The sequence below is a fragment of the Pseudomonas sp. GM102 genome, assembly GCF_000282555.1.
Lineage (GTDB): Bacteria > Pseudomonadota > Gammaproteobacteria > Pseudomonadales > Pseudomonadaceae > Aquipseudomonas.
In genome coordinates, this window is record NZ_AKJB01000064.1 from 24,176 (window position 1) to 39,057 (window position 14,882).

The following is a 14,882-nucleotide window of genomic DNA, read 5'->3' on the forward strand; positions in this document are numbered from 1 at the left end:
GAAACAAAGCAGACCCACTGTGGGAGCGGGCTTGCCCGCGATAGCGGTACATCAGCCGACATCAAAGTTGGCTGTCAGGCCCTCATCGCGGGCAAGCCCGCTCCCACAGGGATTGCAATGATCCAATTTTTTCGCGCGCAAGACACGAGGCACAGCATGCAAATCAAACTCGCCAATCCCCGTGGCTTCTGTGCCGGTGTGGACCGGGCGATCGAAATCGTCAACCGCGCCCTGGAAGTCTTCGGGCCACCGATCTATGTGCGCCACGAAGTGGTCCACAACAAATTCGTCGTCGAAGACCTGCGCGCCCGTGGGGCGATCTTCGTTGAAGAGCTGGATCAGGTGCCGGATGACGTGATCGTGATCTTCAGCGCCCATGGCGTTTCCCAGGCCGTGCGTACCGAAGCCGCAGGCCGTGGCCTGAAGGTGTTCGACGCTACCTGCCCGCTGGTGACCAAGGTACACATCGAAGTTGCGCGTTACAGCCGCGACGGCCGTGAATGCATCCTCATCGGCCACGCCGGTCACCCGGAAGTCGAAGGCACCATGGGCCAGTACGATGGCAGCAATGGTGGCGCGATCTATCTGGTCGAGGACGAAAAAGATGTCGCCGAGCTGCAGGTAAACAACCCTGAAAGACTGGCCTTCGTCACCCAGACCACCCTGTCCATGGACGATACCAGTCGCGTGATCGATGCCCTGCGTACTCGGTTCCCGGCCATCGGCGGCCCGCGCAAGGACGATATCTGCTACGCCACGCAAAACCGTCAGGACGCCGTCAAGCAGCTGGCAGACGAATGCGATGTAGTGCTGGTGGTCGGCAGCCCTAACAGCTCCAACTCCAATCGCCTGCGTGAACTGGCCGAACGCATGGCCACCCCGGCCTATCTGATCGATGGTGCCGAAGACTTGCAAAAGAGCTGGTTCGACGGTGTCGAGCGGATTGGCATCACTGCCGGTGCCTCCGCTCCGGAAGTACTGGTACGTGGCGTGATCCAGCAATTGCAGGCCTGGGGCGCTACTGGCGCCGATGAACTGGCCGGCCGCGAGGAGAACATCACGTTTTCCATGCCTAAAGAGCTGCGCGTGCGCTCCTTGCTTTAACGTTTTCCCCCTGGACACAACGCCTGCTCAGCCTTATGGCTGCGCAGGCTGACGCGGCCGGTCCGGGCCAGCACCACCTGGAGCTGACTCACCGGTTCGTGGCTTGCGCATAGGTGCAATGTCCCCGCTTGAAAGGCCCGTCCGGGCATCAGTGGTTCGCCCAGACTGCTGAAACGCACGAAACGCTTGACCGCCCAATTGCCGACAATCGGCACCTGGGTGCTGCTCGCATGTTCAACCAGCAGCGGATTGCTGCTGTCTTCCGGGCCTTTACCGCTGACATCCAGAATGATCCGCCAGCCCTGACCCCAGTCGCCGTTGATGCCGTGTATCACAACACTCTGATTGCGTGTGATAGCAGCAGTTCTGGCATTACGCATACCACTGAGAATCGACTGCGCCGCTTGCTCCCGATGGTTCGATTCTGTCAGTGCGGCGAACGCCGGGCTGACCAGTTGCAGAACAATCCCGACAATTGTCAGTCCCATGAGCAGTTCGATCAGGCTGAATCCTTGCTGATGCATGTCATTTCCCTCCCTGGAGTGCTGCGGCCCGCGCGATCCCTGCGCGAGTAATGGCAAAACAACCGTACATCTGTCGGTCGAATGTTCTAGCGTGTAGAAGCAGGTATAGCCGACGGCAACGGAGGGCACCGATGGATCATCGTACAAAAGGTTTCACGCTGATCGAGCTGCTGATCACGCTCGCCGTGTTTCTGATCCTGGTCAGCCTGGCTGTTCCGGCGTTTACCCGCTCGGTGCAAAGCACCAAGGCCGACACCGAAATCGGCGACCTGCAACGTGCGCTCAATTTCGCCCGGCTTGAGGCGATTGACCGGGGCATTACCACCCGGGTTCGCCCGACAGCCGGCGGCAGTATCTGGACCGGCGATCTGACCGTTTATGACGGTACTGGCAATCCGGCCAATGTATTGCGGGTTGTTCCAGCGATGAGCAGTGGCGCCACTCTGACGCTAACCTCAGGAGTGACTGCTATTGATTTCAACAATCTGGGCGGTTTGTCGGCACCGTCCACGGCCGTCGTGATCAGTTATGTACTGGGGGCACAGAGCAGGACGCTGAATGTGTGTTTGAACGGACGAATTCTATTGGGTGGAAGTTGCGGATGAGGGGTTGGAGCAAGCGCGCACAGGAGGGCATGACGCTGATCGAGGTACTGGTCGCGTTGTTGGTTCTGGCCGTAGGGTTGTTGAGCGCGGCGGCGATTCAGCTCAATGCGCTGAAGTACACCGACAGCTCGCGGATGACCAGCCAGGCGAGTTTTATCGCCTACGACATGATGGACCGCATTCGTGCCAACTCCGGCGCTGATTACACCGTCACGCCACCGACCTCCGGCAATTTGAGCGTGGCCCGGGATCAGGATCTTTACGATTTCACCAGCAACATCGTCAATTTCGGCGGCGCCACGGCGACCGGCAGCATCACCCGAAACCAACGGGTGTACACCATCACCATCACCTGGGACGACTCACGGGCCGCCAATACCGCCGACTCGCGCCGCAGTTTTGTCCTTACCAGCCGCGCCACCGTTGATCCGGCGACGACACCATGAACAGAAACAGCAGAGGTTTCGGCCTGATCGAGTTACTGATCGCCCTGGCGTTGAGTCTGGTCGTGGTGCTTGGCGTGGCGCAGATCTTCATCGCCGCTAAAAATACCTACGTCAGCCAGAATACCGCCGCCGGCATGCAGGAAGATGCACGGTTCGTCCTGAGCAAGATGATTCAGGAAATCCGTATGGTCGGCATGTTCGGTTGCCTGGGTACGATTGTCGATGCCAGCTCGGCGGGGAGTTTCAATGCCAGTCAAATCACGCCGATCAGTTGGGACAATGCCAACCTCAAATTAACGCTTGTCACCGCCGATGTCGGCGGCAGTGGCGGGGTGCCAACCTGGACAGTAATTTCCGACTGCCGCAACACCGCGACGGCCTATACAGGCCTACGAACGCCAACATCTGGGCAGTTGGCATTTCCGATCCGGCGGCTGGTCTATGGCTTTAGCAACAATCAACTGTTGATGGGCTCTGGGGCCGGCACACCGACGCAACAGGTGCTGGTGAACAATGTCAGAGCTTTCAATGTGAGCTTTGGCCTCGCCAGTTCAGCCACGGATACGGCCGCCTCCAGCTACAGCAGCAACCCATCCGATCCGGCACGCATCCGTAGTGTGCGACTGATGCTGACGCTGACCGACCCGAACAACCGGGTAAGCGATCAAACCTTCAACGTGGTTGCCGCCTTGCGCAACCGGTTGCCATGAGGGGAGGGCCGATGAGTATTGCTCCCATGACCCCTCACGCCCAGCGCGGCATGGCGTTGCTGGTCAGCCTGGTGTTTCTCCTGGTGCTGACGTTGATCGGGCTTTCATCAATGCAGAGCGCCACGCTGCAGGAAAAAATGGCCAGCAGCGTGATCCTGCGCAACCAGTCGTTCCAGAGCGCGGAAGCGGCATTGCGCGTCGGCGAAAGCGCGGTGCAACTCAACACCTACTCATTGCCGGTCTGCAGCGGTACCAGCCAATGCGCGCCGCCGGCCGAAGCGTCGGTCATTACCGCCGTCGGGTTCAACTCCACCTCGGGGGTGACCTGGGTCGCCTCCGGCAGCGGCTTTTACGGGGTGCAGAACATCGGCACCACCCTGACGGCCGTGAACGTACCGAGCAACACGTCGGCAACGTTATACCGGGTGACCGCAGTGGGCATCGCGGGTAACTCGCGCAGTGTGGTGGAGAGTATCTATGCGAAGTACTGAGGCCCGCACAGGCTGGCGCCGCTGGTTGTTGCAGTTGTTCTGCGGCGCGGCGTTGAGCCTTTATCTGGCAGCGCCGACTTACGCCTTCACGCCCTCGGATTCGCCGCTGTTGAACGCCGCCGTGGCGCCCAATGTGATGCTGTTGCTCGACGACTCGAGGAGTATGAACAGCATTATCTGGGCGGCAGGCTTCGACCCGACGATCGCGCGCACTCAGGTGACCATTTGCCTCTCGAATGGTACGTGCTTGAAAGGCCGGGAACTTGACATGACCGATAACAATATTGCCCTGTCGAGTTTGACTCACGGGACATGTTCGAAGGAGGGATGGTACGGTTTTTATAAAAACAGCCTTCTCGGTCTGGAGTCTCTTTGCCTCAAGCTTCCCGATCCGGTGGGGAACGAAGATACGCTTTATACGGCCAATTACCTGTCCTATCTGATAAGCCTGGCCAACAATTCCGACCGGGATTTCACCGATGGCTCGATCCCCAATGATTACCGGATGAATGTGGCGCGCAACGTTTCCAAGGCGTTGGTGGCCAGCAACCGCTCCCTGCGTATCGGCCTGGCGACGTTCAATCTGGCGGTCGGAAACCATAAGGATGACGGTGGTTACATCGTCCGTTCGGTCAGTGATTTGTCGGCAGTCAGCGGCACCGTGACTCAGGCTCAGGCCGATACCAACTACAACGAGTTGATTGAAGGAATCGACGAGCTGAGCGCGCAGGCCAATAGCCCCTTGGCTGAAGCCTATTACGAGATCTCCCGCTATTTCCGTGGCATGACGCCGTACAACAACTCGACACCCGCCACCTATACCAGTCCGATTCAGTATCGCTGCCAGAGAAATTACGGGGTGGTGATCACCGGTGGTCTGCCAACCTACGACCGAACGTTTCCGACTGACGATCCACTCGGTGGCAGTGCTTTACCGAACTGGGACGGTATCAGCAGTAACGATGGCGCCAACCGTTTTGGCGACAACGAGGGCGATACCCTGTACCTGGATGACATCGCCAAGTTCGCCTTCGACATCGACATGCGCTCCACGGGCGCCGATGCTACGGGCAAAAGCTGGAATGCCCTGGATTTTCCCCGGCAGAACATGAATACCTATACCGTGGGTTTCACCGCGGCAAACCAGATGTTGGCGGACGCTGCGACCTACGGACAGGGAAGGTACTACCAGGCGACTGATGGCACGGGACTGAACAGTGCACTTTCTTCGGCTTTGAGCGACATCACCTCCAAGGCCGGATCAGGTGGCAGCGGCGTTACCAGCGGCACGACCCTGACCAGCAACTCAGCCTACTTCCAGACCACCTACGACCCCAAGGACTGGCGCGGCACCATCAAGTCTTTTGGCTTTACCTCGGCGGGCGCGGTGAACACGGCCGCGGTGTTGTGGACGACCGATACCACCATCGTGCCCGGTGCTACCGCGCCGACCTACCAGTCCTGGAATACCCTGACCAACGCCGTCGTTACCCTGGCCTACAGCAATTTCTCCCCAACCCAGCAGACCTCCCTCAGCCAGAGCCTGCCCACTGGTATCACCGGCAGCGATCTGGTGGAGTGGAGCAAGGGCACCAACAAAACCGGGTTGAGAACGCGCAGTGTGTTGCTCGGCGATATTATCAATTCGCCTCTCGTACTGGCCGCGCCCACGGACCAAACCGCATCCGATCTAGTGGGTGATACCACCTACAGCATCTACCTCGCCACCAAAGCCGCCAATATGAACTCCAGCCTGGTGGTGAATGCCAACGACGGTTTTGTAAACGTCATCAACTCGACCAATGGTGTCAGACGCTACGGCTATATGCCCTCCAGTGCGTTGCCATCATTGCTCTATATCTCTGACCCCACTTACATCAATGGTGTGAGCCACAAATATCTGGTCGACGGTCAGGTCGGCGTGTTCGATGCCCAACTCGACAGCGCCTGGAAAACCCTTGCGATCGGTGGAACAGGTGCGGGCGGCAAAACCTTCTATGCGCTGCAACTGTTCGACGCTTCGGCCGGTAACGTGATTAACGCGTTGTGGGAAATCAGTGCGCCGACCACAGCCAGTACGGCGAACGTTTTCAATGATCTGGGTTATGCCTATGCGCGCCCCGAAGTGGCACGCTTGGCCGATGGTCGCTGGGCCGCGTTTATCTCCAACGGTTATGGCAGCAACTCCGGGGTGGCAGCACTGTATGTGGTGGATATCCGCGACGGCTCGCTAATCAAGAAAATCGTGGTCGACAGTACGGAAACCACCAATGGTCTGTCGTCGGTGAAGCTCAGGGTCAACTCGCAGAATGTGGTGCAGGCCGCCTATGGGGGCGACCTGAAGGGGCGGTTGTGGAAGTTCGATTTGAGCGGCGCCACCACCGATACCTGGGGTGTGGCGTTTTCCGGCAAGCCGTTGTTCACCACAGCGGGCGGCGCGACTCAGCCGATCACGGTACAACCGCTGCTCGCCGATCATGCATCGGGCGGCAAGCAAGTGTTGTTCGGCACCGGCAAACTCAATGAGAGCGCCGACAAGACCAACAAGGATCTACAGGCGTTCTATGCCGTATGGGATGCGGAGGGTGGCGCGGGGCAAATCACCGCTTCCAGCTTGCAGGCGCAGACGGTGACCGGCGTGTTCTCTGGCAGCAGCGGGCAATTCATCACCACCAGCCAGAATGAGGTGACCTACCCAGCAAAGAAAGGCTGGTACTTGCCGCTGGTCTACAACAACGTACTGACCGGGGAGCGGGTGATCAATCAGGCCAGTCTGGTGGCAGGGCGAATCGTTTTTACCACGGCCAGTATGGATACCGTTGACCCCTGTGCCGGCTTCGGCTCCGGCAAACTGGTCGAACTCGATGCGTTCAGCGGTAAGATGCTCAATTACGCGGTGCTCGATACCAACGCCGACGGGGTGGTCGATAGTACTGACACGATTTCCAGCGGGGTGATCTTCACCGGCGGGATCCCGACCCTGAATGCGGTCGTCAATGATGCATCCCGCAAGATTGTGAACGACTCCGGTGGTGGCGTGACCACTCTGGTGGAAAAATCCGGTGGCGGCAGCGGCCGTCGCATCATGTGGCGACAAATACAGTAAGTGAGAGTTGAGGCATGCGCAGATCCAACCGAGGTTTTACCCTGATCGAAATCATGATCGTGATAGCGATCATCGGGATCGTCATCACCATTGGCTATCCGAGCCTCACCGAGTATGTAAAAAAGGGCCGCCGTACTGAAGTGGCTGGTCTGCTTTCCGAGCAGGCACAGATCCTTGAGCGTTTCTATTCGAAGAATAATGTGTACACCAATGCCACCGGCCTGAGTGCCGGCAATGATTTCTATACCATCACCCCGACCCTGACCGATCAGACCTTCCTGCTGACGGCAACACGCAAGGCCGGTTCGACCATGGCGAGCGACAAGTGCGGTAATTTCACGCTGACCAATACTGGCGTTCGGGGCATGGTCAATGCAACGTCCGGCCTGACCACCAAGGATTGCTGGGGTCGCTGAGTTTATTTTTCAGGCGCCCTTTGCGCCTTCTGTCTATTGAACGGTTGGATCAGAACATGAGCAGGCAACAGCAAGTGGTGATTGTCGGCGGCGGGGTGATTGGCCTGCTGACGGCGTTCAATCTCGCCTCCGAAGTGCAGAGCGTCGTGCTGCTGGATCGCTCGAATGTCGGTCAGGAGTCATCCTGGGCCGGTGGCGGGATCGTTTCGCCACTCTACCCGTGGCGCTACAGCCCGGCGGTCACCGCGTTGGCTCATTGGTCCCAGGATTTTTATCCACAGCTGGCGGAACGCCTGTTCACCGCCACGGGTGTCGATCCTGAAGTGCACACCACCGGGTTGTACTGGCTGGACCTGGATGACGAAGCCGAAGCGCTCGACTGGGCCAAACGGGAAAATCGTCCGCTGCGGGCTGTGGATATCTCTGCGGCACACGATGCGGTGCCGGTATTGGGCGCCGGTTTTTCGCGGGCGATCTATATGGCCGATGTGGCCAATGTGCGTAATCCACGGCTGGTGAAATCCCTCAAGGCCGCGTTGCTGGCGCTACCGAACGTGACGATTCATGAGCAGTGCGAAGTCAGCGGGTTTATCCGTGAAGGTGCTGCGGTGGTCGGGGTACAGACCTCGATGGGGGCCATTGCAGGTGATCAGGTGGTTTTGACGGCCGGGGCCTGGAGCGGTGACTTGCTGAAAAGCCTGGGCCTGGAGCTGCCGGTCGAGCCGGTCAAAGGCCAGATGATTCTCTACAAGTGCGCGGCGGACTTCCTTCCAAGCATGGTCCTGGCCAAGGGGCGTTATGCCATTCCTCGGCGCGACGGACACATTCTGATCGGCAGTACACTGGAGCATGAAGGCTTCGACAAGACACCGACCGACACCGCGCTGGAAAGCCTGAAGGCCTCGGCGGTGGAGTTGATTCCGGCGCTGGCGGAAGCCGAGGTGGTGGGGCATTGGGCCGGGCTGCGGCCGGGGTCGCCGGAAGGGATCCCCTATATTGGCCGGGTGCCGGGATTTGACGGGCTCTGGCTCAACTGCGGGCATTACCGCAATGGCTTGGTGCTGGCGCCGGCCTCGTGTCAGTTGTTTGCGGATGTGATGTTGGGACGGACGCCGATTATCGACCCGGCACCGTATGCACCGGCCGGGCGTATTTGATCGCATGATTTTTGTTGTCGGTCAGATCGCCTTCGCGGGCAAGCCTCGCTCCTACAGGTTTGAGTCGATCAATAAGCTTGCGAACGACATCAATCTGTAGGAGCGAGGCTTGCCCGCGAAGAGGCCCTCAATCCAACCCCAATTTCTTGAGCCTGTAACGCATCGACCGAAACGACAGATTCAACCGCTGAGCCGCCGCTGTGCGGTTCCAGCGGGTTTCTTCCAGGGCCTGGAGGATGAGTTTGCGTTCGACGTTTTCCAGATAGGCTTCCAGATTGTCGATTTGCGTGAGGTCCGGCACGTCGCCGTCCGGGTTGCAGTTACCTTCGGCCAGGCGCAGGTCGCTGGCTTCGATCTGTTTGTTCTCGCACAAGGTGTGCGCTCGCTCAAGCATGTTCTCCAATTCCCGCACGTTTCCTGGAAAACGATAGCTTTTCAGTGCGTCGAGGGCTTGCGGGTGGAGTTTTGCAGCGGGTTGGCCAGTGCCGGTCGCCAGTCGCTTGAGCATATTGTTGGCCAGCAGCTCAATGTCGTCGCGGCGTTCGCGCAAGGGCGGCACCCGCAATTCGATCACATTAAGGCGGTAGTACAAGTCCTGGCGAAAGCGTTCGGCGGCGACTTCGGTATCGAGGTCTTTGTGGGTGGCGCAGAGTATGCGCACATCGACCACGGTTTCCTGCTGCCCACCGATGCTACGCACGGCTTTCTCTTGAATGGCCCGCAAAAGTTTGACTTGCATCGCCAGCGGCAGGTCTGCCACCTCATCGAGGAACAAAGTGCCGCCCTGGGCAGCCTGGAACAGCCCGGGTTTGTCTTCGATGGCGCCGCTGAAACTGCCTTTGCGATGGCCAAAAAATTCGCTTTCCATCAATTCCGACGGAATCGCCCCACAGTTCACCGGCACGAATGGCCGGGTGGCGCGTGGGCCTTGATCGTGGATCAGTCGAGCGACCAGCTCCTTGCCGCTGCCGGACTCACCGCTGATGTAGACCGGAGCCTGGCTGCGGGCCAGTTTGTCGATTTGTTTGCGCAGGCTGCGCATTGGCAGTGAGTCGCCCAGCAGGCGACGGTCGATGGTACTGCTGTCGCCGCCTGACGCAGGCAAACTCAGCGCGCTGGTGACCAGTTCGCGCAGGCGGGTGAGATCGACCGGTTTGGTCAGGAAATCGAAGGCGCCAGCCTTGAGGGCGTTGATTGCCGTCTCCAGGCTGCCGTAGGCGGTGATCATCGCCACCGGCACTTGCGCATAGCGCTGCTGGATGTGCTGCACCAGCGCCAGACCGGTGCCGTCGGGCAGGCGCATGTCGGTCAGGCACAGGTCGAATGTCTCCTGTGCCAGCAGTGCTTGCGCTTCTGCGAGATTGCGCGCACTGAAAGTGTCGAGTTTCATCCGTCCCAGGGTGATTTCCAGGAGTTCGCGGATATCCGGCTCGTCGTCGACGATCAGGATTTTTTGCCGTGGGCTCATGTTCAACTTTGTTTCCGTCCGTGAGCAAAAGTGATGCGAAAGCAGCCGCCGCCTTGGCGTGGTTTGAAGTCTAGGCGGGCCTGATTGCTTTCGCACAGCTCACGGGACAGATAAAGCCCCAGGCCAGTACCCTGGCTGCTGGTGGTGAAGAACGGTTCGAACAAGTGCGAGCGCTGGTTCGGCGCCACGCCGGGGCCATCGTCCAGGACTTCAAGGGTCGGCAACTGGCTCTCCGGGTCGAGGTACAACTCAAGCCAGGCCTGAGCCTGAGCGTGCTTCAGCGCGCTATGGCGCCAGGCGTTGCGCAGCAGATTGTCGAGAATCTGGGTCAGCTGATTCGGATCCATCAGGGTTTTGAAGTTCCCCGAACCGATGCTCAGGTGAATTTGCTGACGTTCGGTCGCCCCTTCGCGCGCTTCAGCGACAAAGTGCTCCAGCCACGGCCGTAGATCCAGCCGTTGCGGAACGGTTTGCTGGCGACGGGACAGTTGCAGGACGTTTTCGATTACCCGATTCATTCGCTGAGAGTGGTCTTGAATAATCTGTGTCAGACGCCGATCCGCGCCGTTCAGTTCCTCGGATTCCTGCAGTAACTGGGCGGCATGACTAATGGCACCCAGTGGATTACGGATCTCATGGGCAATGCCGGCAGTCAGGCGACCGAGGGCGGCGAGTTTAAGTTGCTGGGCCTGTTGGGCGATTTGGGCGAGGTCTTCGAGAAAAACCAGCGTCTGGTGGTGCGGGCTTTGGTCCAGAGCAATAAAGCTTGGTTGCAGCTCCAGCCCATTGCTGGCGATTTTCAAGCTTTGCGGACGCAACGTCGGATTGTTGAGCCACAGTTGAAGCCGCTCGACCAACGGCATCGAATAGTCGTCGATCAACTGGCGATCCAGTTTTTCCTGCCCCAGCAAGGTCAAGGCGCTGTGATTGGCCAGTTGCACACGCCGTTGGTCGTCGAGCACCAGAATGCCCGTGCGCATGCGTTGCAGGATCAGAGCGTTGAGGGCTTCGAGGCCGAGCACTTCGCTGGCCCGTTGCTCGGCCAGGGTTTCGCTGACTTCCAGCCTTCGGATCAAGCCTTGCACCAACAATGCTGCGGCAAAGCACAGGGCGCCGAGCGTGCCGATTTGCAGGTAGTCGTTGGGACTGATGGGGTGGCTGAAGCTCAGAAGGAAGCTCAAACCCACGATGCCGAGGGCGCCAACGGCCGCAATCAGCAGGCCGATGCGCCCGCGCAGCAGGGTGTTGCTGATGACCACCGACACTATCAGCAGGTTGCCGATGGCGCTGGGCATGCCGCCAGCGGCATAGAACAGGCCGCATAACAGCAGGACATCGACCAGCGCCAGGCTGAACAACTGCGCCGGGCGCCGGGTGTTCCCCTGAAAGACCACCAGCAGGATATTCAGCACCAGGTACAACCAGCTGCCGTTACGCAGCAAGTCGTCATTGGCGAACGTCAGCAACTGGTTGTCCATGTTGCTGGAGATCAACAGCACCAAGGTGATGCCGATGCTTAAACGGTAGAGGTGATAGAGGCGCAGCAATCGCTGGGCCCGTTTGTTGCCGGGACTGGAGGTCTCAGCGATCACTGGAGCCCGGGCCTTGCTCAAGGTGAGCCTGGCTGCAATACCACTGTTGTTGAAGGCTCAGCGCACGGTCGCGGGGCAGGTGTACGCCGCAATGAGCGCAACGGACCATGGGTGGAGCATCTTGCTCTCGCGGCGTGTTGGCGCCCGAAACCGGGGCCTTGAACTTGCGCCAGAGCCATACCGCAGCGGCAATCAGGGCGATCCAGAATAATAAACGAAGCATGGTGAGCTGCTTTTTGAGTAGTGAATTGGCAGTTTAGCCAAGGACGGGTCAGGCGCACAGTGCAATACGCCCGCCCCTGAAATCCGGTAATAAAAAAGGCGCCTCGAAAGGCGCCTTTTCGGCATAACACCCCAGCGTCAGTCGAACACGCCGAAGGTCATGTAGCTGAACCACGAACGGTCAGTATTGTTGGCTTCAGACTCGTGCTGCTCTTCTTCGATCACATCGCCGTTTTCATCTTTAGGCTTGAGCTCGTTCGGAATCGAATCCTTGGCATCCTGGAACTGTCTCTGCACGTCCTGGTTGGCGCGGGTTTCACCCGGCGGCAATGGTGGACGGGATTCGATCAGGCCCAGGGTGGCCTTGCTCAGCCACGAGCGGTTGTCGGCTTCATCCACCGACGGCACGAACTGACCGTCCACCAGGCTTGGGTGGTTCGGGTAGTTGAGCTTCAGGGTTTCGAGCGTGGTAGCGGCCAGTTCGTCCAGGTGCAGACGCTGGTAGGCTTCAGTCATCACCGCCAGGCCGTCACCGACCGAAGGGGTTTCCTGGAAGTTTTCCACCACGTAACGACCACGGTTCGCGGCGGCGACATAGGCCTGACGAGTCAGGTAGTAGTCGGCAACATGAATCTCGTAGGCCGCCAGCAGATTGCGCAGGTAGATCATGCGCTGCTTGGCGTCCGGCGAGTAGCGGCTGTTCGGGAAGCGGCTGGTCAATTGGGCGAACTCGTTGTAGGAGTCGCGAGCGGCGCCCGGGTCACGCTTGGTCATGTCCAACGGCAGAAAACGCGACAACAGGCCGACGTCCTGGTCGAAAGAGGTCAGCCCCTTGAGGTAGTAGGCGTAATCCACGTTCGGGTGCTGCGGGTGCAGACGAATGAAACGCTCGGCGGCGGACTTGGCAGCCTCAGGCTCGGTGTTCTTGTAGTTGGCGTAGATGAGCTCGAGTTGAGCCTGATCGGCGTAGCGACCGAACGGATAACGCGACTCCAGCGCCTTCAGCTTGGCTGTGGCGGCGGTGTAGCTATTGTTGTCCAGATCGTGCTGAGCCTGCTGGTACAGCTCGACTTCGCTCAAGTTTTCGTCTACGACTTCCTTCGATGAGCAAGCAGCGGTCAATGCGAGGATGGCGATCAGCAGCAGGTGTTTCACTTGCATGGCGGCTTGCGTCCCTATGACGGCCGCTGTCTTGGGCGGGGCCGTCCTGTTATGATGAGTGCCCCGTTGAAAAGCCTCGGGGCAAAAGACGCCGTATTTAACCACAAGCGCGCAGCCGAAACCAAAGGCTGTGCCGACGCCTAGTCTGAGCATGTCCGATAAAATTGAACTTCGCGCAGAGGTGCCGTCCGAATTGGGCGGCCAACGCCTCGATCAAGTCGCCGCACAATTATTCGCTGAGCACTCGCGCTCGCGCCTTTCCGCCTGGATCAAAGACGGCCGCCTGACTGTGGATGGGGCGGTTATCCGCCCGCGAGACATCGTTCACGGTGGCGCCATTCTTGAACTGACTGCCGAGCAGGAAGCTCAGGGCGAATGGATCGCTCAAGACATCGAGCTGGACATCGTCTATGAAGACGACGACATCCTGGTGATCAACAAGCCTGCGGGCCTGGTGGTGCATCCGGCTGCCGGCCACGCTGATGGCACCTTGCTCAACGCCTTGCTGCACCACGTGCCGGACATCATCAATGTGCCCCGCGCCGGTATCGTGCATCGCCTGGACAAGGACACCACCGGTCTGATGGTGGTGGCCAAGACCATTCAGGCGCAGACACAGCTTGTCACGCAATTGCAGAGCCGCAGCGTAAGCCGGATCTACGAGTGCATCGTGATTGGTGTCGTGACAGCCGGCGGCAAGATCAACGCGCCGATCGGTCGCCATGGCCAGCAACGCCAGCGCATGGCCGTGATGGAAGGTGGCAAGCAAGCCGTCAGCCATTACCGCGTGCTCGAACGTTTCCGCTCCCACACTCACGTGCGGGTGAAGCTGGAAACCGGTCGTACACACCAGATTCGCGTGCACATGGCGCACATCAACTACCCGTTGGTCGGAGATCCTGCCTATGGCGGTCGTTTCCGAATTCCGCCAGCCGCTAGTGTGACCATGGTCGAATCCTTGAAGAATTTCCCGCGTCAGGCGTTGCATGCGCGCTTCCTGGAGCTGGATCATCCGACCACCGGTAAACGCATGAGCTGGGAATCGCCACTGCCGGATGACTTCGTCTGGTTGCTGTCGCTGCTCAAGCAAGACCGCGAGGCGTTCATCGGATGAGTGACTGGCTGATTCCCGACTGGCCTGCGCCTGCCGGGGTGAAAGCCTGCGTTACCACCCGTGCGGGCGGCGTCAGTCTGGCGCCGTTCGACAGCCTCAACCTGGGCGATCATGTCGATGACAGCCCCGAAGCTGTCGCAGAGAACCGCCGTCGCCTTACCGATCATTTCTCTATTCAACCAGCCTGGTTAAAGCAGGTTCATGGCATTGTCGTGGCCCAAGCGGATCCAGGTCTGGTAGCTACCGCTGACGCCAGTTGGACGGCTACACCCGGTATCGCTTGCACCGCAATGACCGCCGACTGCCTTCCGGCGCTGTTTTGCGACCGTGCCGGCACCCGCGTCGCTGCCGCCCATGCCGGTTGGCGCGGGTTGGCGGCAGGTATGCTGGAAGCGACACTCGACAGTCTGGCCGTGCCGCCTGAGGACGTGCTGGTCTGGCTTGGCCCGGCCATTGGCCCACAAGCCTTTGAAGTCGGCCCGGAAGTGCGCGAAACCTTCGTCGAGCAATTGCCCGAAGCCGCCAAAGCTTTTGTGCCGAGCCAGAATGCCGGCAAGTTCATGGCCGACATCTATGAGCTGGCGCGTTTGCGTCTGGCCGCTCGTGGGGTTACCGCTGTTTATGGTGGCGGTTTCTGCACCGTGACCGATCCTCGCTTCTTTTCTTACCGCCGTAGTCCACGCACCGGCCGGTTTGCCTCCTTGGTCTGGCTTGAACGCTAGACTTCTCTGATCTGCATCAACATCACGACGCTTGAACCTCCCAG

General features: G+C 59.4%; 14 protein-coding genes and 1 pseudogene. 10 read left to right on the forward strand and 5 right to left on the reverse strand.

The window, feature by feature from the left end; translation table 11 throughout:
• Positions 1–156 precede the first annotated feature (156 nt).
• On the forward strand, positions 157–1,104 hold the full coding sequence (ispH, locus tag PMI18_RS12865; RefSeq protein WP_007901894.1) for a 4-hydroxy-3-methylbut-2-enyl diphosphate reductase: 948 nt from the start codon (positions 157–159) through the stop codon (positions 1,102–1,104).
• Here the strand turns inward: ispH and PMI18_RS12860 are convergent.
• Positions 1,073–1,628: pseudogene (locus PMI18_RS12860) on the reverse strand (GspH/FimT family pseudopilin). The gene ispH and the pseudogene PMI18_RS12860 overlap by 32 nt on opposite strands.
• A gap of 131 nt (positions 1,629–1,759) precedes the next feature.
• Between PMI18_RS12860 and PMI18_RS12855 the strand changes: the two are divergent.
• Genes PMI18_RS12855 through thiO form a run of 7 tightly spaced genes read left to right on the forward strand, consistent with a single transcriptional unit; the run spans position 1,760 to position 8,559 of the window.
• Positions 1,760–2,233 (forward strand): GspH/FimT family pseudopilin, encoded by a 474-nt coding sequence (locus tag PMI18_RS12855; protein ID WP_007901897.1) that lies wholly within the window; start codon positions 1,760–1,762, stop codon positions 2,231–2,233.
• Positions 2,230–2,679 carry a type IV pilus modification protein PilV gene (gene pilV / locus PMI18_RS12850; protein WP_007901900.1) on the forward strand — a complete coding sequence of 150 codons (450 nt, stop codon included), beginning with the start codon at positions 2,230–2,232 and terminating at the stop codon, positions 2,677–2,679. The genes PMI18_RS12855 and pilV overlap by 4 nt, the downstream gene beginning before the upstream one ends.
• Complete coding sequence (locus tag PMI18_RS12845) at positions 2,676–3,389, forward strand: PilW family protein (protein WP_007901902.1); 714 nt, start codon at positions 2,676–2,678, stop codon at positions 3,387–3,389. The genes pilV and PMI18_RS12845 overlap by 4 nt, the downstream gene beginning before the upstream one ends.
• 11 nt (positions 3,390–3,400) lie before the next feature.
• The gene (locus PMI18_RS12840) at positions 3,401–3,880 is read left to right on the forward strand and encodes a pilus assembly PilX family protein (protein ID WP_007901905.1); all 480 of its coding nucleotides are present in this window, start codon (positions 3,401–3,403) and stop codon (positions 3,878–3,880) included.
• On the forward strand, positions 3,867–6,986 hold the full coding sequence (locus PMI18_RS12835; protein ID WP_007901907.1) for a pilus assembly protein: 3,120 nt from the start codon (positions 3,867–3,869) through the stop codon (positions 6,984–6,986). Before PMI18_RS12840 ends, PMI18_RS12835 begins: the two co-directional genes overlap by 14 nt.
• 14 nt (positions 6,987–7,000) lie before the next feature.
• Positions 7,001–7,402, forward strand: coding sequence for a type IV pilin protein (locus tag PMI18_RS12830; RefSeq protein WP_007901909.1), 402 nt, complete (start codon positions 7,001–7,003; stop codon positions 7,400–7,402).
• A gap of 56 nt (positions 7,403–7,458) precedes the next feature.
• A complete protein-coding gene (thiO, locus tag PMI18_RS12825; RefSeq protein ID WP_007901911.1) occupies positions 7,459–8,559 on the forward strand; it encodes a glycine oxidase ThiO in 1,101 nt (366 codons plus the stop codon).
• 127 nt (positions 8,560–8,686) lie between these two features.
• Here the strand turns inward: thiO and PMI18_RS12820 are convergent, their stop codons facing one another.
• From PMI18_RS12820 to PMI18_RS12805, 4 genes are all read right to left on the reverse strand, one after another.
• Positions 8,687–10,027 carry a sigma-54-dependent transcriptional regulator gene (locus tag PMI18_RS12820; RefSeq protein ID WP_007901916.1) on the reverse strand — a complete coding sequence of 447 codons (1,341 nt, stop codon included), beginning with the start codon at positions 10,025–10,027 and terminating at the stop codon, positions 8,687–8,689.
• Between the two features lie 2 nt (positions 10,028–10,029).
• Positions 10,030–11,619: a sensor histidine kinase gene (locus PMI18_RS12815; protein ID WP_033036529.1), complete on the reverse strand. Its 1,590-nt coding sequence runs from the start codon at positions 11,617–11,619 to the stop codon at positions 10,030–10,032.
• The gene (locus tag PMI18_RS12810; RefSeq protein WP_007901926.1) at positions 11,609–11,842 is read right to left on the reverse strand and encodes a PP0621 family protein; all 234 of its coding nucleotides are present in this window, start codon (positions 11,840–11,842) and stop codon (positions 11,609–11,611) included. Before PMI18_RS12810 ends, PMI18_RS12815 begins: the two co-directional genes overlap by 11 nt.
• 137 nt (positions 11,843–11,979) lie before the next feature.
• Positions 11,980–13,002: an outer membrane protein assembly factor BamD gene (locus PMI18_RS12805; RefSeq protein WP_007901929.1), complete on the reverse strand. Its 1,023-nt coding sequence runs from the start codon at positions 13,000–13,002 to the stop codon at positions 11,980–11,982.
• 151 nt (positions 13,003–13,153) lie between these two features.
• Between PMI18_RS12805 and rluD the strand changes: the two genes are divergently transcribed.
• Complete coding sequence (rluD, locus tag PMI18_RS12800) at positions 13,154–14,116, forward strand: 23S rRNA pseudouridine(1911/1915/1917) synthase RluD (RefSeq protein WP_007901932.1); 963 nt, start codon at positions 13,154–13,156, stop codon at positions 14,114–14,116.
• A complete protein-coding gene (gene pgeF / locus PMI18_RS12795) occupies positions 14,113–14,838 on the forward strand; it encodes a peptidoglycan editing factor PgeF (protein WP_007901934.1) in 726 nt (241 codons plus the stop codon). Before rluD ends, pgeF begins: the two co-directional genes overlap by 4 nt.
• Positions 14,839–14,882: the final 44 nt, after the last annotated feature.